The 18,978-nt window shown below is 64.6% G+C and carries 18 protein-coding genes; 10 read left to right on the top strand and 8 right to left on the bottom strand.

Annotation, left to right across the window (positions count from 1 at the left end; translation table 11 throughout):
* Nucleotides 1-6: 6 nt before the first annotated feature.
* The 7 genes from GC162_09290 to GC162_09260 all read right to left on the bottom strand — a co-directional run bounded on the left by GC162_09290 (nucleotide 7) and on the right by GC162_09260 (nucleotide 8,012).
* Nucleotides 7-1,248 carry a hypothetical protein gene (locus tag GC162_09290; protein MBI1368831.1) on the bottom strand — a complete coding sequence of 414 codons (1,242 nt, stop codon included), beginning with the start codon at nucleotides 1,246-1,248 and terminating at the stop codon, nucleotides 7-9.
* A 21-nt stretch (nucleotides 1,249-1,269) separates the two neighbouring features.
* Nucleotides 1,270-1,839, bottom strand: a complete 570-nt coding sequence (locus GC162_09285) for a hypothetical protein (GenBank protein MBI1368830.1) — start codon at nucleotides 1,837-1,839, stop codon at nucleotides 1,270-1,272.
* A 16-nt stretch (nucleotides 1,840-1,855) separates the two neighbouring features.
* Complete coding sequence (locus tag GC162_09280) at nucleotides 1,856-3,304, bottom strand: hypothetical protein (GenBank protein MBI1368829.1); 1,449 nt, start codon at nucleotides 3,302-3,304, stop codon at nucleotides 1,856-1,858.
* 226 nt (nucleotides 3,305-3,530) lie between these two features.
* Nucleotides 3,531-4,427, bottom strand: coding sequence for a prepilin-type N-terminal cleavage/methylation domain-containing protein (locus GC162_09275; GenBank protein MBI1368828.1), 897 nt, complete (start codon nucleotides 4,425-4,427; stop codon nucleotides 3,531-3,533).
* Nucleotides 4,424-5,827, bottom strand: a complete 1,404-nt coding sequence (locus GC162_09270) for a hypothetical protein (GenBank protein ID MBI1368827.1) — start codon at nucleotides 5,825-5,827, stop codon at nucleotides 4,424-4,426. The genes GC162_09275 and GC162_09270 overlap by 4 nt, the downstream gene beginning before the upstream one ends.
* A 43-nt stretch (nucleotides 5,828-5,870) precedes the next feature.
* Entirely contained in the window at nucleotides 5,871-7,484 is a 1,614-nt protein-coding gene (locus tag GC162_09265; GenBank protein ID MBI1368826.1) for a hypothetical protein, read from the bottom strand.
* A 12-nt stretch (nucleotides 7,485-7,496) separates the two neighbouring features.
* A complete protein-coding gene (locus GC162_09260; protein ID MBI1368825.1) occupies nucleotides 7,497-8,012 on the bottom strand; it encodes a sigma-70 family RNA polymerase sigma factor in 516 nt (171 codons plus the stop codon).
* A gap of 150 nt (nucleotides 8,013-8,162) precedes the next feature.
* On the opposite strand from GC162_09260, the gene GC162_09255 reads away from it, so the two are divergent.
* The 6 genes from GC162_09255 (at nucleotide 8,163) to GC162_09230 (ending at nucleotide 14,576) form a co-directional block, all read left to right on the top strand.
* A complete protein-coding gene (locus tag GC162_09255; GenBank protein MBI1368824.1) occupies nucleotides 8,163-9,116 on the top strand; it encodes a hypothetical protein in 954 nt (317 codons plus the stop codon).
* A gap of 202 nt (nucleotides 9,117-9,318) precedes the next feature.
* Nucleotides 9,319-9,816, top strand: coding sequence for a sigma-70 family RNA polymerase sigma factor (locus tag GC162_09250; protein MBI1368823.1), 498 nt, complete (start codon nucleotides 9,319-9,321; stop codon nucleotides 9,814-9,816).
* Nucleotides 9,672-11,189, top strand: a complete 1,518-nt coding sequence (locus tag GC162_09245) for a hypothetical protein (GenBank protein MBI1368822.1) — start codon at nucleotides 9,672-9,674, stop codon at nucleotides 11,187-11,189. Before GC162_09250 ends, GC162_09245 begins: the two co-directional genes overlap by 145 nt.
* Before the next feature lie 3 nt (nucleotides 11,190-11,192).
* A complete protein-coding gene (locus GC162_09240) occupies nucleotides 11,193-12,452 on the top strand; it encodes a hypothetical protein (GenBank protein MBI1368821.1) in 1,260 nt (419 codons plus the stop codon).
* Nucleotides 12,449-13,177, top strand: coding sequence for a prepilin-type N-terminal cleavage/methylation domain-containing protein (locus GC162_09235; GenBank protein ID MBI1368820.1), 729 nt, complete (start codon nucleotides 12,449-12,451; stop codon nucleotides 13,175-13,177). The genes GC162_09240 and GC162_09235 overlap by 4 nt, the downstream gene beginning before the upstream one ends.
* A 43-nt stretch (nucleotides 13,178-13,220) precedes the next feature.
* Nucleotides 13,221-14,576: a hypothetical protein gene (locus GC162_09230; GenBank protein ID MBI1368819.1), complete on the top strand. Its 1,356-nt coding sequence runs from the start codon at nucleotides 13,221-13,223 to the stop codon at nucleotides 14,574-14,576.
* Nucleotides 14,577-14,588: 12 nt separating this feature from the next.
* Here GC162_09230 and GC162_09225 read toward each other — a convergent pair whose 3' ends face one another.
* A complete protein-coding gene (locus GC162_09225; GenBank protein ID MBI1368818.1) occupies nucleotides 14,589-15,362 on the bottom strand; it encodes a hypothetical protein in 774 nt (257 codons plus the stop codon).
* 64 nt (nucleotides 15,363-15,426) lie between these two features.
* On the opposite strand from GC162_09225, the gene GC162_09220 reads away from it, so the two are divergent.
* From GC162_09220 to GC162_09205, 4 genes are all read left to right on the top strand, one after another.
* Nucleotides 15,427-16,113, top strand: a complete 687-nt coding sequence (locus GC162_09220) for an aquaporin (protein MBI1368817.1) — start codon at nucleotides 15,427-15,429, stop codon at nucleotides 16,111-16,113.
* Between the two features lie 630 nt (nucleotides 16,114-16,743).
* Nucleotides 16,744-16,995, top strand: coding sequence for a hypothetical protein (locus GC162_09215; protein ID MBI1368816.1), 252 nt, complete (start codon nucleotides 16,744-16,746; stop codon nucleotides 16,993-16,995).
* Nucleotides 16,996-17,103: 108 nt separating this feature from the next.
* Entirely contained in the window at nucleotides 17,104-17,538 is a 435-nt protein-coding gene (locus GC162_09210) for a hypothetical protein (protein ID MBI1368815.1), read from the top strand.
* Nucleotides 17,539-17,616: 78 nt separating this feature from the next.
* Nucleotides 17,617-18,807: a hypothetical protein gene (locus GC162_09205; GenBank protein MBI1368814.1), complete on the top strand. Its 1,191-nt coding sequence runs from the start codon at nucleotides 17,617-17,619 to the stop codon at nucleotides 18,805-18,807.
* Nucleotides 18,808-18,978 lie beyond the last annotated feature (171 nt).

Genomic DNA, 18,978 nt, shown 5'->3' with positions numbered 1-18,978 from the left:
TCCTTCTCACGGGGTTTTTGCAGGGACGAAGAACGGAATATGAATGTCCTGTCCTGGCGACAACACGCCGAGGTTGGACAGGTTCTTGATGACGAGGAATCCGCCGCCGCCGGTCGCCGCCGCGGCGCCGAAGTCGTCGATACTCGCCGCAGCGGGGCCGTTGTTGAAGATGATCGCTTCGTAGGTGCCGGCCTGGAGCGGTTCGGATGACGAGAATGTCGTGATCTGCTCGAAATTCTGCATGGCTAGGTTTGGCGAGGATCGATCGCCGGTGCTGTGCAGCCCGCCGAGCGGGTCGGAGACGTTGAAGGCGATGAGGTTACCCGAGGGCGACTTGAGCCGCAGATCGACGTTCGCCGCCATCGCCGACGCGACGGAGGTGAAGTCGATGCTCACATCGAGCTGGCCCATGGTCAGCAACCCGCCGGTCACCATGTCCTTGTTGGTGTCGAACTTGTTCATCTGCTGCAGGCCCTGGGTCCCGGCCTGGCGATTGGCGAAGGTGCCGTTGGGCTGCTGCGCGATGACCATCTGCTCGCCGCCGGTCGTACCAGCCTGTTGCGGATTGAAGGCAATCGCGCGGGCGGCGGTCGCATTCGGATCGACGTCCGCGTTCGTGGTGAGCAGGCGTTCCTGGAGCGGGACGGTGACGACCGTCCCCGACGGGCCGCGCATGTGGGCTTCGGCGAAGTGGTTCGTGCAGTAGGCGACGGTTTCAAAGGCATCATCCACGATCCCGCCGACCGATCCGCGCACCGCCAGCGTCGCGCCGGGGGCGTGAATCGCCGACTCGTGTTCGATGCCGCCGGTCTCGACCTGCAGTTCGCTGCGGCCGTACTTGAGACCCAAGTCGGTCATGACCTTGCCGTTCTGCTTGATCGCGTCGATCACCTTGATCGTGCCCAATCGATCGAGCTTGACGATCTGCGACTCGCCGACCTTGAACTCGACGGCGGAATGCGGACCGGTGCGGAATTCGGCCCCGGCCTCAAGCTTCATGCCGGGCTCGGCCTTGACCCACGGCTGTTCCTCCGCCTGACGCACCTGCACCAGACCCTTGACCGCCATCACCACCGTCGGCAGCGCAACCGCCGCCGCCGCGACCGCCGCTTCCGGCTCGGCCGCCTTGACTTCCGCCGCCGGCTTCTGTGCCGCCGGTTCATCGGCCGCCCAGACCATCGTCGCGCCGATCGACAGCGCCGCGAACGTCAGGGCCAGCGTCAGAGTGTCAAAGGCAAAGTCGAACATGGGTCATCCACAATGCGTCGTTCACTTGCTCGCAACGATCTCGGGCTGCGAAGCGGAGTTGCCGCCGGAGCTCTTGAAGGGGTTCTGACGCTGATAGTCTTCGGCGCGACCGATGAGACTGACGAACTGAGCGCCGCTGAACGTCTGCTGCTCGCTGGACGGCGGGACGACCTGCAGGTACTGCAGTTCGCGCAAGGCGTAGCGCGGCGAGGGACCGAACGCCTGCATGATGATGCCGCCCTTGATGTGCAGGATGCCCACCAGCAGCATCGCCGTCGTGCCGCGGCCCACCGCCCGGTCGGCCGACTCATCGAAATTCGCCGGCAGGAACTTGCGGCCCTTGAGCGCGGCCACGCGTTCGTCGTAGCTCTTGGACGCGTCCGAGCCGTCGGTGAACAGCAGCACGGCGTGGAACGCTTCGTCATTGGACGTGAGCGGGCGCTCCTCGAGCGTGTGCCAGAATTCCATCTGGGCGTCGATGTCGTCGCCGGCGAGCTTGGCGGTCAGCGGCTCGGCGACTTTCGCGCTGGAGCAGCCGGTCAAAGCTGCGGCGGTGAGGCCCAGAACACCCATGCGATTCAGAAAATTCATGATCGTCTCCAGTAGATCAGAATGCGACGGTCAAACCGGTGAAGAAGAAGTGACGGATATCCGAGTCGGCATCGACGATGCCCGAGCCGGGGAAGAACACGCCGTAACGCGCCGACACGGCCAGATCGCTGGTGATCTGCCAGTTGGCGTAGAAGTCCGATTCGAAGCCCAGGTAGCGGTCGCCCGCGTTCGTGGCCTCATCGATCGGACCATCGGGATTGAACTTGTTGAACAGGAACAGGTCGACGCCGATCTGAAGGCGACGGAACCATTCGGTGTTGCGGAGCGGATACGTCGCCGCGCCGACGCGCATCACGAACAGGTTCGACACGTCCGGCGAGAACGCCAGACCCGTGTTGAGCAGGCCGAAGGCGTTGAACGCATGGTCCTTCGTGCCGGGTGTGTTGCCGCCGAAGGAGCTTGAGGAACTGAGCACGCGGTCGGAGTCGCCGGTGGCGAGAATCAACTCGCCGCTGAAGAACGTGCCCGCCTGGTCATGCAGGAAGTAGTCGAGCCGGGCGTCGACGGCCCATGCGGAGATGTCTTCTTTCGTCTGCGTCACGCCGGTGAACACGCCGCCGGTGTTGACAAACGCGCTGCTCAGCGAGGTCCCGCCTTCGTAGGCGAACTCGACGCCGTAGCGGAGGTAGTCGGTGATTTTGCCCTTGGAGCCGAACCCGACGTAGAAACTGTTGTAGTCGAAGTTCGTGTTGGTGCCGCCGACGGTGACGGTGTCATCGGGGTTGTCGTCCTGCTGCACGAGGCCGTACAGATACGGCGTGTGATCGCCGTCGGCCAGATCGCAGCTCATCATCGCACCGAAGAAATTGCGGTGCGTCGAGTCCTCGAAGTTGGGGCGGGCGCTGTCGATGTCGACCTGATCCGGTCGCGTGCGGCCCAGCAGCAGTTCGAGCTTGCCCGGGCCGTATTCCAGATCGACGACCGCACCGTCGATGTCCTCCGAGAGCACCAGACCGTTGGCCCAGTGCACGAGCTGTCGCCCGCCGGTGAACACGAAGTTGTACGGCAGGGTCTCGCCCTTGTACGCTTCGCTGGCGCGTCGGAGGTCGAAGGTGTAGGACGCGCGATCGAGCGTGGCGTCGATCCATTCGTCGCCCTTGCCGTCAAAGTCATCGCCCTGATTGAAGTCCTGATATCCGACGCGGCCGCGGATGAACACCTGGTGCACGCCGTCGATGTCGGCTCGGAAGTAGCCGTTCAGTTCGGACTGGCGCAGCAGGTGCGTATTGCCCGTTGGGTCATCGAGGGCGAGGAAATAGAACGAGGCGTAGCCGCCGTAATCGATCAGGGCTCGCTGCTCGGGCGGCACGTCCGGGCGAACCAGCAGCCGCGTGTCGCGGCGGATCTGCTCAAGCTGTCGCTCGAAGCGGTCAAGTTGGGCCTGCCCCATCGCAGAAGTCGCACCCAACCCCAAAAGGCCGGCCACGGTGAGCGCGCGATACATCGACGTTCCTCTGGTCTTAGTCAATGGTTGTCCCCGCTAATACGGTTCATGTTGGACACAGCAAAGTTGAAAAGCACCCTGAACACCCTAACACACACCCTGCCGCCATAGGGTATCACCCATCGCGGCGATTGACAACTGCAAATCTTCATCGGGATTCCGCTTTGAAACTCTGGAATTAGGACAGCTTATCAAATATCGCCCGGCGATCGGCGACCGCTTTGGCTCAGGGCACCGCCTTGGCGCCGGCGGGCGGATTGAAGTCGCCCAGGTCCTGCTGCCACCAGTACACCATGCGCGAATAGCTGTTGCCGTGCCAGTTGTGCATGAAATACATATCCCCGAATGGCACCCACGACCCCGACCCGTCGGCGAACACCTCGTTGCCCCCGACGGGCCACGGGTCGGCATCGCGGTGCTGGGGCATATCGCCGTACATCGACGCCCGTCCGCCGCCCCAGACGCCGTCGATCTTGGCGACCGCATCGACGATCAGCGCCCAGCTTGGCCGGGCCGAGTCGAAGTCCGACGGGCTGCGGGCCTTGAATTCCCCGAACGGGCTCGTCCACTTCTCCATGCCGCCCAGGTAGTGATACGAGATCGCCATCTGCCCCGTGCCCTCCCACTGACTTTCGTATTTGCGCGACGGGCAATTCCACACGGGCGCGGGCAAATAATTCCCGCCCGGCGCCTGCCCCTTGTTGATCGCCAGCCCGACCTGCGCCATGGCGGCGATCCAGTCCACCTTGGCGTCCTCGGCACTGGACCACCCCCCGCCGCCGAGCGGATTCATCGCATCGACCACCGTCCGCCCGCGGCAGGGAATCAACTCGTTGCGGTTGGACGTGGCGTAGATCGTCATCGCCTTGTGGATCTGCGCTTCCTGCGCCAGGCAGGCGACGCGCTTGGCCATCTCCCGCGCCCGTGCCAGCGACGGGAGGAGGATGGCGATCAGCAAAGCGATGATCGCCACGACGACGAGAAGTTCGATCAATGTGAAACCATGTCGGCATCGAGCGCGCCATTTAGCGGCGGGGCTTGCCCCGCGCGGCCTGAGGCGCGCGCCGCGCGGGGCAAGCCCCGCCGCTAAATGAGCCGCGCGATGTGCGTTGGTTTTCATCATTTGCGCCGGCGCACCATGAGCAGTCCCATCAGCGCCAGACCCGCCGGCAGGGCCGCGGGGTTGGGCACGGCGATGAGCGTGAACCCGTTGAGCACCGTCTCGTGATCCGAAGGCGACACGTCATCGAAGAAGATCGTGATGGGATTGACGCCGTCGGAGTAGATCATGTAGGTGGGCATGGCGACGCTCGAAGGCGACGTGCCGCCGCTGGTCACCAGGTTGTCGACGACGAGGCGGTTGGAGCCCAGCGCATCGGAGACGTAGATGTCGATGAGGTTGCCCGCCCCGCCGGCGTTCGTGCCGTTCTGGCCTTCGTGATGGAAGCTGGTCATGTCGTACCAGCCCTGAGCCAGGTCGGTGAGGGTCAGCAGCAGGCCGGCGGTTTGGCCCTTGATGTGATCTTCAAGCACGTCGCCAATGGAGTCGAAAGTCACATCACCGCGATCGCGGAAGTCGACGTTGATGCCGCCTTCGCCCGAGACGGACACGCTGACGGTCCCGCTGTTGCCCAGCACGCTGTCGTACACCTCGGTGATCGGACCGGCCTGCCCGAAATTGTTGGCGCTCGTGCCGCGGGAAAATTCCTGAAAATACGGATTGACGTCCTGACCGCCGGCGCCGAAGTCAACCGCCAGGCCGGGCGCGGCGAGAAACTGATAGTCGGGCAGCGCCACGTCGCTGAGGCGGATTTCATCGAGGAACCCCGCGTTGATCGACGGCGAGGAGAGCGTGCCGCCGTCGACGCCGTTGCCGACCTTCAGGTCGCCCGCGCCGGTCCATCGCAGGGCCTGCCCGGCGGTGCCGGTGTCGGTGGCGGTGACCGCGCCGTCGACGTAGGTCCTGCCCACGCCGCTGGCCTGATCGTACGTCCAGGCAAAGTGGTGCCACGTCGTGTTGGGATCGAACACGTTGCTCATCGTATGGGTCACGCTGCCGCCGATGCCGTCGTCGGTGTAGTACGTCAGGTCCAGGCCGGTGAAATCGCCGATGGTGAACCCGGACGACGAGCCGTCGGTGCGGGAGATGAGCGTGCCGGAGCCCTCCGCGGAGCGGACCCACAGTTCGACGGTGATCGAACCGGAGTCGAGGGCGGCGTAGCTGGTGACGGTGGCGTTAAGGTCGTTGTTGCCGTCGAAAGTGCCGGTGTTGATCGCGCCGGTCTGGGGGATGACTTTGACGGGCAGCGAGGCGGGGTTGAAGTCGACGCTCGCGGCGGAGGCGGTCAGCGGATTGCCGCCGGCGACTTCGTTGGGGTTTGAAAGCCCCCCGCCGCCGTTCGTATCGGATTCGGCTCGCCAGTAGCCGGTCGTCGAAGCGTGTGCGGACGCGGACGAACCGATGACGGCGGCGAGGACCATCGCGGCGAACTTGCTGCGTTGCGTTGTGTGACCCAATCCCATGGCGTTCTCCTTGCAGAAATATGTTTGCCCCACAGAGGGCGTCTCACGGTTCCAATGACTCATGGGCCAGCGCCGGCAGCGCCGCCCGGTAATGTTTGCGGATATCCCCCATCGACAGCGCGTGGTCATACACGGCGACCTGCGCCATCGAGCCCTTCCAGTAACGCTGATGCTCCGGCGAATCGTTGGCGTTGCCGAGCCGGCCCAGTTGCATCGTCGGATCGGGCACGACGCCCGTCGACTCCGCCTCCGCGCCGACGAGCCGGCCGTCCAGATAGATGCTCATCGTCGACGCATCCTTGACGAGCACAAGGTGGTGCCAGATGCCTTCATCGCAGGGCGTATCCGAAAAGAGCGACGTCCCGCCGCCGGGCCCCGGCGGGTTGCGATGCATGTATCGCACCGCGCCGTCGCTCTGCATCTCGACCTGCACGCCGTTGCGATTGCCCAGCGAGCCGGGCTCCGCCGCGTACAGCAGCGACACCAGTTCGCCGTAGTTGATCGCCTCGCAATGGAGCCACAGTTCGATGCTGTACGCATGCGGTCCGAACTTGGGCAGCGGGCCGTCGGCCATGGCGAAGTCTTCCGTCTCGACGCCCTTGAAACGAGCCGACGCCACGCCGTGCGGCGCCTCGATCTTCAGCCCGCCTTCCAGCGCCATCGCCGGCCCGTCCGCCACTTCGTTGGCCACGCGCCCGTCCGTGGCCGACGCGAAACGCCAGTACGACCGCGGCACGTCCGACAGCACCGCGTTGACATAGCTGACATTGAACTGCGGGCGATGCGCGTCGGCCGTGGTCGGCGTCCCCGACCCGACATTGACCAGTTCCATCCGCCCCGTCATCGGATCAAAGCGCAGCCCTTCGGCCACGCCCAGTTCCACGACCTTGCCCGTAAACGGCGGGCGCATCGTCGCCATGACGCGCCCCGATCGCACGCCCAGTTCCGTCCGCCCGCTGCGATCCACCGAAACGTCGAACGCCGTGCCGAGGTCGACGATCTCCATCGTCGGCGTGCTGATCGCAAAGCCCGATGTCCCCCGCGTCATCGTCGCCGAAACGCGCCCGCGCTCCAGTTCCAGGTGCATCCCGTCGACAAACCGGAACCGCGTCGGCCCGGTCATCGTCAGCGACACGCCGCTGTACATTTCAAACGTGGTCGAGCCCTGCTTGAGTTCGACCCAGCGCGTGTCGCACGACTGACCGTCCATGATCGGCGCCGTGCCCCACGTCACGCCGTTGGTCTGCATCAGCACTGCGACCTTCGGGCCGGTCATTTCGATGGGCGCATCCGTCGCATGCGTCGAGGCGAAGTAGTTGATCAGCCCCGCCGCCAGGGCGATCATCGCCGCCGCCGACAAGCCGATGGCCCAGCGGCGGCGCCGGCGATGGACCTGATCCATGAACTGCGCCGCCCGCTGCGCCGGCTTGATCTGCTGACGCGAGCGGCGCGTCTCGGCGAAGGCCTCGCTGCGGAACGTCTCATCGACGAGCCCCGCCGCATGTACGAATGCCGCGAACGCCCGCCGCGCCCCGCCGTCTTCCGACAGCCGCGATTCGAGCTGCGCCGCCTCCGCCGCGCTCATCAATCCGTCCAGGTAGCGCATCGCCAGATCAGCGATGGGCTCGGGCGTCGGGTTGCGGGCGGTCGGGGTCATGAGGTTCTTCGATTACGAGTGCGCGGAGGTGCGACGCTGCATGCACTCAGCCAGCGCCGAATGCGCCCGGCTCAGTGCGACGTAGACGGTATTCATGGGCCGGCCCATGCGCTGGGCCAAGCTCTGACCCGTCAGATTCTCGCGATACCGCTGACGCAGCAGATCGCGGGCGTAGTCGGACAGTTCGCCCATGCAGCGCTCCAGCGCATTGAGCATGTCCGCGGTCTTGTGATCGAAGCCCGCCCATTCCGATTCGATCAGGTCCAGTACCTTCTCGTTGAACACCAACGGGTCGCGCTGCTGCTTGCGGAGAGCATTGAGGGCTTCGAACTTGGCGCTTTTGCGGAGCCAGGCCGGCAGATGGGCCAGCGAAGCGATGTCCTCGCGTTTGCGGACGGCCAGAATCGACACTTCCTGAAACACATCCTCCGCCATGTGCCGATCGCGCACGATCGACCGGATGTATCCGATCAGACTCGCTCGCTCCGAGAGCAGATGACGCAGAAGTTGGTCCTGTTCGATGCCGATGTGACATGACCTCCTATCCGTCCCCGTCGAACCGCACGCCGGATTTTACATGCGGCGGAAAATTTTCCGAGACTTTTTTCCAATCCCCGCCGCGTTCCGGCCCCGCGCGATCCTGCTATACTCCAAAATCCCCCCATCAAGGAGCCCGCCATGTCCCGATCCTTTCGTTTTCACGTCGGCGTGATTCTCCCGGTTTTGATGCTGCAAATGGCGGCGTCCGCGGCGGATGTGACGCTCAAGAAGCTCGATGACCGCGTCCGCGTCGAAGTCCGCGGCAATCTCTTCACCGACTACCTCTTCACCGGGTACAACAAGCCGATCTGCTACCCCATTCTCGCGCCGGGCCAGGTCCCCATGACCCGCGACTTCCCCCAGAAGGACGACACCCCGGGCGAATCGCATGACCATCCCCATCACCGTTCCCTCTGGTTCACCCACGGGTCCGTCAACGGCATCGACTTCTGGGCGGAAAAGCCCGGCGAAACCGGCTCCATCGTCACGACCCAGACCCACATCGAAGGCCCGACCCTCACCACACAGGACGAATGGCGCGCCCCCGATGGCAAGGTCATCCTCACCGACACCCGCACGCTGACTTTCTCCGCCACCGAGGATCAGCGCGTCATCGATATCGCCGTCGAACTGCACGCCTCGCATGGCGACATCACCTTTCAAGACACCAAGGAAGGGACGATGGGCCTCCGCACGCGCCCCGAGCTGCGCCTGACCCCCGTCGACAAAAAAGCCCACTCCGAAGCCCACGCCCTCAACAGCGAAGGCCTCAAGGACAAAGCCCTCTGGGGCAAAAAGGCCGACTGGGTCGACTACTGGGCACCCATCAATGGCCAGACCTACGGGATCGCCATGTTCGACAATCCCCAAAACCCCCGCCACCCCACCTACTGGCACGCCCGCGAGTACGGCCTCGTCGCCGCCAATCCTTTCGGCGTCCACGACTTCACCGGCCAGAAGGACGAACCGCACCTGGGCGACTTCCCCATCAAGTCCGGCCAGTCCGTGACTTTCCGCTACCGCATCATCTTCCACAAAGGCGACCCCGAAACCGCCAAAATCGCCGAGCAATACAAGGCCTATGCCAAATAAGCCGCTTGCGGCTTAGCATTGCCTTCACCGCTCTTCGGAACAGGCGTCAGAAAATATTTTTCAGGTTCCGACACAGGTTCGCCCTCGCCGGCGCGATAGCTTATAGAGCCATTTCGCTTCCGTGAGGCGCCGCGTGGATGAGACGCTCGCAAAATCCGGTGACTTTGAAGCCGCGGACCCGGCGGTGCGGCACGAGTAGTTCATCCGCCGCTACTCCGATGCGCAGCGCCGCCTTCATGCCTACATCGCCTCCTTCCTCCGCAATCCCGCCGACGTGGACGAGGTCCTGCAGGACACCAGCGTCGTGCTCTGGCGCAAGTTCGAGACGTTCGATCCGACGGGCGACTTTTTCAGATGGGCCTGCGGGATCGCGCGGCTCGAGGTGTTTCGCTTCTCGCGCGAGAACAAGCGGGCCGCCCTGCCGCTCGATGAACAGACGATCGACGCCATCAGCTTCGAGCATCAGCGGCTCAGCGACGATCTGACCGATCGCCGGGCGGCGCTGGCAAGCTGCATGGACAAACTGTCGGCGACGGATCGTGATCTGGTGCGTCGATGCTACGCGGCCGACAAGCTCTCGCGCGATGTGGCGGCGGAACTGGGCCGGCCGGTCAACAGCGTCTACAAGTCGCTGGGCCGCATTCGTTCGGCGCTGCAGGAGTGCATCCGCCGCACGCTGAACCGGGAGGCGTCGGCATGAACGAGCTGCAAGCCCTTCTCAACGCCTGGTGCAACCGGCAGACGACGCCCGAAGAGGAGCAGCGGCTCGCGGAACTCATCCGCACCGATGCCGACGCCCGCCGGGCGTACATCCAATACATGGACCTGCACGCGGCCCTGGCGTGGACCACCAGTGCCGAATCCGAAGCAACTCCCATCGAATCCCCCGCCTCGCACGAGCCCCTTCCGGTGGTGCGACCGAGCAGGAATGTTTTTGCATGGTCCGCGATGGCGGCGTGCATCGCGCTGGCCCTCGGTGCGGCGATGTTTCTTGTCTTCGCCGATCCAAAATCCGCAAACCAAAATCCAAAATCACCCAACGCCGTCGCGCTCCTGACCGATACGGCCGACGCACAATGGGGCGATGCCTCCGTGCAGCCGTCGCTCGGCGCCGACCTGTTGCCCGGCCGCATGGAACTCGTCGGCGGGACGGCCCAGATCATGTTCCGCTCCGGCGCGGTCGTCGATCTGACCGGCCCGTGCCAGATCGAAATCACCTCGCCCGACAAGCTGACGCTCCTGCGCGGCGTACTGGAGGCGTTGGTCCCCAAGCAGGCGCACGGGTTCACCGTCATCGGCCCGACCGCCAACGTCATCGACCTCGGCACCGCGTTCTCGTATGAGATCACCGACGGCGGCATCGCCAACGTCGCCTGCACCGAAGGCCGCATCCAGCTTGTCCCGCGGCACGGATCGCCCGTCGCGCTCAAGGCCGGGGACGTCGGCACGGTGTCGAATCCCGCGGGGTCGCCGACGTTGATGAAACTCGATGTCACGCTCGGCGCGGATCGCGCCGCGTCGCTCGTCGGCCTGGCTCAGCAGAACGTCACGCCCGGCTTCGACGCCGATCCGACGACGATGATCGTCGGCGTCAGCGGGTCGGGGACGACGCACTCGCGTCAGATGACCAATGCGCTTTTCGGCTTCGACCTGCCGCCGATGACGGGCCGGCTCGTCAAAGCGGAATTTGTCGCGGTCAAGGCCGAGGACAAAATCGCCAGCACCACGGCGGGACTGAAGGTTTCACTGAGCATGATGAGCAGCGACGATCCGCAGGCGACAGGACTTGACGCCTTCGTCAACGGGCCGGTCGATGCGGCGCATGCGACGCTTGTGACCGACCATTTCATCAGCGATCAGACGCCCGATCAGCAGATGGCGACGGCGGACCTCACCGAGCTTGTCCGCGCGTTGTATGCCGACGGCCTGCCGGCCCGCCGCACGATGTGGGTCCGGCTCAGTCCGTCGCGTCCGCTGGCGCTGGACGTCATCGATCGCATCAACATTGAACCGAAATCTGCACGGTTACATCTGGTTTTCGAGTCCGCCAATCCGTCACGCAAGGAGAACTAAGTCATGACGAATGAGAACCAACTCCCCGGCCAATCCAAGCGTCTTTTGCCGATCGCGGCGCTGATCGTCACCGCAGCGTGTCGTTTCGCCGCCGCCGAACTGGTCGCCGATTACCAGTTTAACGATGTGTTGACGAGTTCCGATCCGCAGACGGCATGGACCACCAGCAGTTTCGCCTCCGCCAGCGGTTCGTTCACCCCCGCGTTCATCGCCGCCGGCAATCCGGGCAAATCCATCGAGACCGATGGCTCCGAAACGCAGAACTCGGTGGCGACGTCGATCAGCACGAGCCGGTACTACACGTTCAGCGTGACCCCGGCGGCGGATCATGTGATCGTGTACAACTCGATTTCATGGGACGCGCGGGCGCTGGCATCGGGGACGGGCGCGATGAACACCAACACCGCGGCGTTCTGGTCGACGGACGCGTTCGCGAACGAAATCGGCGCTCAGGAATTCACCGAAATCGCCCCGGACAATTCCACCAGCGCCTGGGGCACGCACACGGTGAGTCTGGGCGGAACGGTCGTCGAATCCGGCGCGACCACGTTCCGCCTCGCCGTCTGGGACAACAGCACCTCGCCCAACAAGCGCAATCAGATCGACAATGTGCGCGTGCAGGCGAGCGTCTACGCGTATCAGCACCTCACGCCGACCTCGATCGACAACATCCGCGGCGAAGGCCAGTCCAACGCGCCGACCGGCTACTACGCCAACGGCGGTCGAAACGTCGTCGGCGTGCAGGGCTCGACGGCGACCAACACGCGGCAGAACGAAAACCTCGTCCTGGGCTTCACCCTGCCGACCAACATCGGCGGCGAAATCTACAAGGCCACGCTGAGTCTGGCCAAGCTCGATCAGCGCTTCGACAGCGGCGTTTTCAACCTCGATCTCTACGGCCTGCTCACGAGCAATCCCGATGTGACCGGCACGAGCTTCTTCCTCGAAGCCAACACCGATGGCAACGTCAACGTCGACAAGCTCGCCGACAACTACATCACCAGCGGGCAGGCCAACGGATCGACCTCGACCGTCGACGTCACCGCATTCATCAAGGCCCTGTATTCGGGCAACAACCCCACGCAGACCGAAGCGTTCTTCCGGCTCAATCCCGACCGCAATCTGGCGTTCACCTCCGCCATCGACCGGATTCTGGTGGACCTGGCCAGCGCGGACCTGGCGATCGTGGTGATCCCGACGCCGGCGGCGCTGCCGGGCGGGCTATTGATGTTCACGCTGCTGATGGTGCGCCGTCGCAAATGAAACACGCTCGCAGACAATGTGAGTTCGCGTTCACCTTGATCGAACTGCTCGTCGTCGTGGCGATCATCGCGCTGCTGATCGCCATTCTGCTCCCGTCGCTGGCGATGGCGCGGCAGACGGCCAAGGCGACGGTCTGTGCGTCCAACGAGCGGCAGATCTACCAGCTCGCATCGTTCTACGCCGCCGACTACGCCGGCTGGCTCGCGCCGGAGGTCGCCTCACCGCTGGATAATCAGCTCGATGAGACGTTCCACAGCCGCTACTTCAGCCAGTTCGGCAAGCGCAAGAACCTGGGCGTGATGCACAAGGCGGGGTACCTCGACAAGGATGAGTATCGCCTGTACTACTGCCCGTCGATGCGGTCGCCGGGCTTCATGCCTGATCTGTACCTGCCGTTTCCCAAAGAGGACGTGACGCTCAACGACACCAACTCAGCGGTGCGCGTGCCGTACAACTGGAACCCGCACGTCAAAAATTTCACCTCCAACCACAAGCGGGCGTACGTGCGTCTGGCCGACGCGCCGGCGGGCGACATGCTCCTCGTCGATCTGCTCACGGACATCAAGGCCGACACGATGGCGCACGCGGAGCTGGGCGGGTGGAACGTGCTGGGCTTCAGCGGGGCCGTCCATTTCGCACAGTCCCGCACCGTCATCGCCAACCTCGCCACGCACACCTCCAACTACACGCTCTACGGCCAGTCCATCGAACTGCTCGAACAGTAGCCGCCCTGCGGTCCCTCCTCATCGACGCCCGTACAATGTCGCCATGATGCGACCTACCCGCCATACGATCGTTGTGGTCCTCGCGATTCTGTCGGCGACCTGCGCCGCTGAGGCCCGCGATTATTATGTGACCCCGCAAGGCGCCGCCGACCGGACGGGCGCGGATTTTGACCATGCGATGAGCCGCGATGATCTGACCGGCCTGCTCGCCGAACGCGTCGAGCCCGGCGATCACATCCGCCTCGGGTCCGGCGACTATTTCATGATCGATCACAAGGATCACAAGACGATCACCTTCGCCCGCTCCGGCCGCACGGACGCGCCGATCCTCGTCGAAGGCGTCGACACCGGCGCGGGCCTGCCGCGGATCGTCGGCCAGTGGTCCGACAAGAAGATCACCTATCACGCCCACAGCTATTGCGCCCTCTCCTTCGCCCCCGGCGCTTCGTACATCCAGGTGCGCCATCTGCGCATCGCCGGCTACATGCAGGGCGTCACCACCAACGCCGATCACGTCGCCCTCGAATTCGACGACCTGGCCATCGAAAACGTCCGCGAGGGATTCTCGCTTGAAGGCGTCGCCGATTCGACCTTCCGCAACTGCTCGATCACGCACTACGTGAAGCGCGGCTTCCGCTTCGAGAAAAAGTGCCATGACCTGACGCTCTCGCATATCACCGCCGACGCCACCGCCGGCGAACCCGACGCGGTCACCGAGAATTTCCCCATCGGGTTCTCGATTCAGGACGATGCGTCCAATCATGACATCGCCTACGACCATTGCGTGGCCCGCAACAATCAGTACCACGACGACACGCATGCTTACTGGAACGGCGACGGGTTCTGCTGCGAATCGTCGCCGCGGCGGATTTCGTATCGCGACTGCGCCTCGTTCGACAACACCGACGGCGGATGGGACGACAAATCGCTGACGCCGACGCTCGTCAACTGCGTCGCGGCGCGGAACAAGCGGAACTTTCGGCTCTGGAACGTCGGCGGGGATGCGGATCACCCGGCGAAGCTGACCAACTGCCTCGGCGTGGCGAGTCTACGCCGCGGCGGCATCGGGTCGAGCGTCGGATTGTGGACCTGCGGGGCGGTGGTGGCGGAGCGATGCACATTCGCCGACAACATGGAGCACGCCGTCGCTGTTGAAAACAACAAGCACGCGGGGAACATGACGCTTCGTCGGTGCATCCTCAGCAGCGCGACGGCGCAGAAGCTCATCCTGCAGGAGTCCGACACGCAATTTTCCGCGGAGGAAACGGTGATGTTCACGCCTTCGCAGCCCGGCGAGGGCGACCCGCAGTTCGTCGCGCCGGCGAAGGATTGGTCGGGCGAACCGGCCAATGCGTTTGACAGCCGGCGGTATCCGGAGCGGGGGTACGTCGCGCCCTGATGTGGGGGAGCGCTAAGCCGCAAGCGGCTGAGGCGGCGCCTCCGCCGGGCGGGCGAGGACGAGGATCATCAGGGACCAAAGACACTGCACGACGTTCTGAATGGGCAATTGCAGCGCCAGCGGCAGGCAGTAAATGAGCACCACCGCCGGCAGCCACACGCCCCAGTTGGACACCATCAGCGGCATGACGTAGAGGCGATACCAGTGACCGATCGGCCGAATGCGCATGCGACGCCGATCGTAACCCGCATCCTTGAATTGATACACCAGCACCGTCAGCGGCAGTGCGTAGATTGTGGTGAACAGCCCCTGATCGAACGCGACTTTCGACACGACCGCCCGCACGCCGCTCTCCCCGAACGCCCACGCCTCGGCTCGGTAAAGCCCATCGACCTGCAAGCCGACCAAGGCCCAGAAGCACGTCAGATACACGATCGACCGCCGGGCCGCGATGACCTCCGCACGATGGCGTCCGCCGGGCATGATCGACGCCAGCGCGATCGGCAGGAGCGAACCGAAGCATGCCGTGCAGACGACGGAGTAGATGTATCCGTAGCGTGTTTTGAGCTGGGCGACGTGCTCGAGCAGATCGTGGCCGGTCTGGGTGAAATAGTAGCTGAGCACGATCGCCGCGGCGGCGAGTTGCAGCAGCGTCCCCGGCAGCACGTTCACCTTCGCCGCGTAAAACCCCATCCGAATCGCCTGCCCGAACGTCGGCGCAGCCGGGGGCGCCGCCGGCGTTGCGGCGGCGGGTAGCACAGGCATGGGTGAAACCGTCTGCGTCATGCGGCGATCATAGCCCCCCGCCGCTCCGCTTTCCGTCCCACACATATCCGGGTCATCCGCTATGATGCTCCGCACCATGAAACGCTACTTCGCCGAAGCCATCGGAACCTTCATGCTCGTCCTCGCCGGATGCGGCGCCATCGCCGTCAACCAGCTCAGCGACGGCGCCATCACCCACCCCGGCATCGCCCTGACCTTCGGCCTCGTCGTCATGGCCATGATCTACGCCCTCGGCGACACCTCCGGAGCCCATCTCAATCCCGCCGTCTCGATCGCCTTCCGCGTCGCCGGACGACTCCCCACACGCGACATGCTCGCCTACATCCTCGCGCAATGCCTCGGCGCCATCGCCGCCGCCGCGCTCCTCAAATGGCTCTTCCCATCCAGCCAAACCCTCGGCGCCACCCTCCCCGCCGGCTCGAACGCTCAGTCCTTCGTCCTCGAACTGATCATCACCCTCATGCTCATGTACGTCATCCTCGCCGTCGCCACCGGCGCCAAGGAAAAGGGCATCATGGCCGGCATCGCCATCGGCTCCACCGTCGCCCTCAACGCCCTCTGGGCCGGACCCATCTGCGGCGCCTCCATGAACCCCGCCCGATCGCTCGCCCCCGCACTCCTCTCCGGCCACACCGAGTCACTCTGGCTCTACCTCCTCGCCCCCACCCTCGGCTCCGTCGCCGCCGTCTTCCTCTGCCGCCTCACCCACGCCCCCGGCACCTGCTGCACCCCCGACACCGCCTGCACCTGATCGCCCCCGTTCAGCGACGCCGCTTCCTTGCGGTAAGCCCGTCGAACGGGCGGCGGGCTTCCCCATCCCGCGCACCGGCGCGCACCATCCCCCGATTTTCGCCCGCCCCGCGCGCCCCCGTTTCCACCTCCCAAATCCCGCAAAACCCTCGCCCAACTCGCTTTCCCGCGCGCACGGGCGCGCCGATGCGCACCGCCATGGCGCGCCCCGACACGCCTGTGCGACGCATTGACTGGACTTACAAAAACCCGTGCGCACACGACGGGCAAAGATGACGCGCCCATGCGCGATTCGCGCCGCCCCCGTGCGCCGCCCAACCCCTGCGCCTCATCACGCCATGCACGCACACCGCCGTTGCACCGAGCCCGGTCAACATTCGGATGCCCCTCATCCAATCCCCGACCCGCTCGCGATCGGTCCGGAATATGACACGGAAAACACACGACGCCCGATGGATCATCGATGAATATCAGGAATCATGATCCTGCGGGCGGCTCGCTGCGGAGCTCCGTTTGGCGTCCGGCGCGCTGACACGAGGTTGTCACCGGCGTTCGCTAATCTCAGCTCATCATGGCCAACGAACCGAAAAGCAATTCGTTCACTGTGCGCAGCGCGGACAATTTTCACTACATGGACGACGACGAAACGGACACGCTCGGGGTGTTCGGGACGTGGGAGGCGGCGGTGGAGGCGGCGCGGTGGATCGTGGACCGCTCGCTGGATCAATCGTATCGGCCGGGGATCAGCGCGGCGGAGTGGTATGACCACTACACCTCGTTCGGGGAAGACCCGTTCATCACCCCGGAGCCGCCTGGCGAACATTTTTCGGCATGGAATTACGCCCGCAAAAGGTGCGAGGACCGGTGCGCGCCAGGGGCGTGAACCGTAGCGCTCGATGGCGATCCGCCGGGCGGGGTATACTCCCTTGCGCGTCCGCCGCGCGGGCGGCGGACGCGGGGATGTGTCGCCCGCATGGGAGAGGTTTGAGCAATGGGTCGATCCGCGGATCGTCAGTCGGTGGAAGTGCGGCGGCCGATCGCTTCGCTCATCAGCAAGTCGGAAAAGGCGCTCGGGAAGCTGGCGCCGGGGACGTGGCAGCATGACATGCTGCGCGACAATCTCAGGGCGCTGCATCTGGCATCGGCGCTATTGAACGGGGACAAAACGGCGGGCGAAGGGGTCACATCGAGCGATCTGCACCCGGCGCTGGCGGCGCTGGGGGCGATGATTCGCCGGGTCGAAAAAGCCCGGGCGGGTTTGGCGGCGGGGACTTCGCAACATACGTTGCAGCAGAACCGGCTCAAGGCGCTGCGTATCGCGCGGACGCTGGTGCGGGAGAAGGTTGAAGCGACAGCGGCCGCGCGGCGTGAGAAATTAAGTCGAAAAATTCAAAAAAAGTCTGGCCCGCGGCGGATGACACGGTAAATTATAACTATGGATTCTGCCGGTCCATCGGCTGCGGGGGGCTCCGCGGCCGCGAGGCACATTTCGGAGAATGAGACTATGCAACCACGAGGGATGTTCGCCCTGATCGTCGCGGCGATGCTGCTGGCCGGTGTGTCGGCGCAAGCGGCCGTCACCACTGTTTTCTTCGATGACTTTGACACGGACCCCGGGACGGCCGGGGCGGGCGGGCGCGGCGGGGTCGATCCGAATTTCGCCGATGCCTGGACCGAACTCGTCGATCACGGGTCCGACGCCGACGCCATCGCCGACATCCTCCCCACCGGAGCGGGCGAAGCGCAGTTCAAATCCGACGGCCCGTCGCACACGGACAACGATCAATTCTTCATCACCCGCACGATCGACGCCACGGGCTACAGCAATCTGCGCGTGTCCCTCGCCCTGCGCGAAAGCGACACGCTCGAAGTGCAGGACACCGTCAAGGTGCAGATCGACACGGGCTCGGGATTCTTCGATGTGGCCTCCGTCGCCGGCGACTTTAACAACATCACGCTCGGCCCGGCACCCTTGGGCACAACGGCCAACAACACGACGTTTCAGCTTCGCGTCGCGGGGGCGACGAACGTCGAGGACATCTTCCTCGACCGCATCGAAGTGACGAGCATCGATGTGGGCTCGGAGATTTATTCCGACACGTTCACGATCAGCCCGAACCCCGCCGCCGCCGGCGCGACGGGGCGCAACGGGTTCACCGATGGATGGACGATCGAATTGGGCGAGACGGGCGGGACGCGCTCGGTCGTCAACACCGCCGGCGACGCGGTGATGCACCGCACCGATTCGGATACGAGCCCCGATGAAAACGACTACGAGCAGATCACCCACACGTTCAGCACGGTCGGCTACCGCGACATCACGCTGGACCTGACCGCCAGCCAGACGAACACGACATGGGAATCGGATGACCATCTTCAGATTCTCTACAGCGTCGACGGCGTGAACTTCATCCCGCTGCTGACGGACTTCGGCATCTGGGACGGCGGCGGCCCGAGCGTCGGCGGCACCGGCAACACGACGCCGACCAACACCGGCTCGATCGCCATCGACGACCCCAACGCCAACAACAACCCCAACTTCGCCATCCGCATCATCGGCTTTCACAACGCCAGCTCCGAGGACTACCACATCCAGGACATCTCGATTCAGGGCTTCGCCATTCCCACCCCCGCCGCCCTCCCCGCCGGCCTCGCCCTGCTGACGCTCACGACCCTGCGCCGCCGGCGCGCGTAAGTGACGTAGGGCAGGATTTATCCTGCCTTACACAGAACGTGTGTGAGCAGGCGGAGTTTAACGAGCCGCGACCGTCAGGGAGCGGTCACGGCACCACTCATTGTTGCCTGTTTCGACCGCTCCCTCACGGTCGCGGCTCGTCGATCCATGGCCTTCCCGCACAGGTTCTCA

Source organism: Planctomycetota bacterium (assembly GCA_016125255.1).
GTDB lineage: Bacteria > Planctomycetota > Phycisphaerae > Phycisphaerales > Zrk34 > RI-421.
Note: the sequence above shows the minus strand (reverse complement) of the source record. Positions and strands in the feature narration are given on the sequence as shown.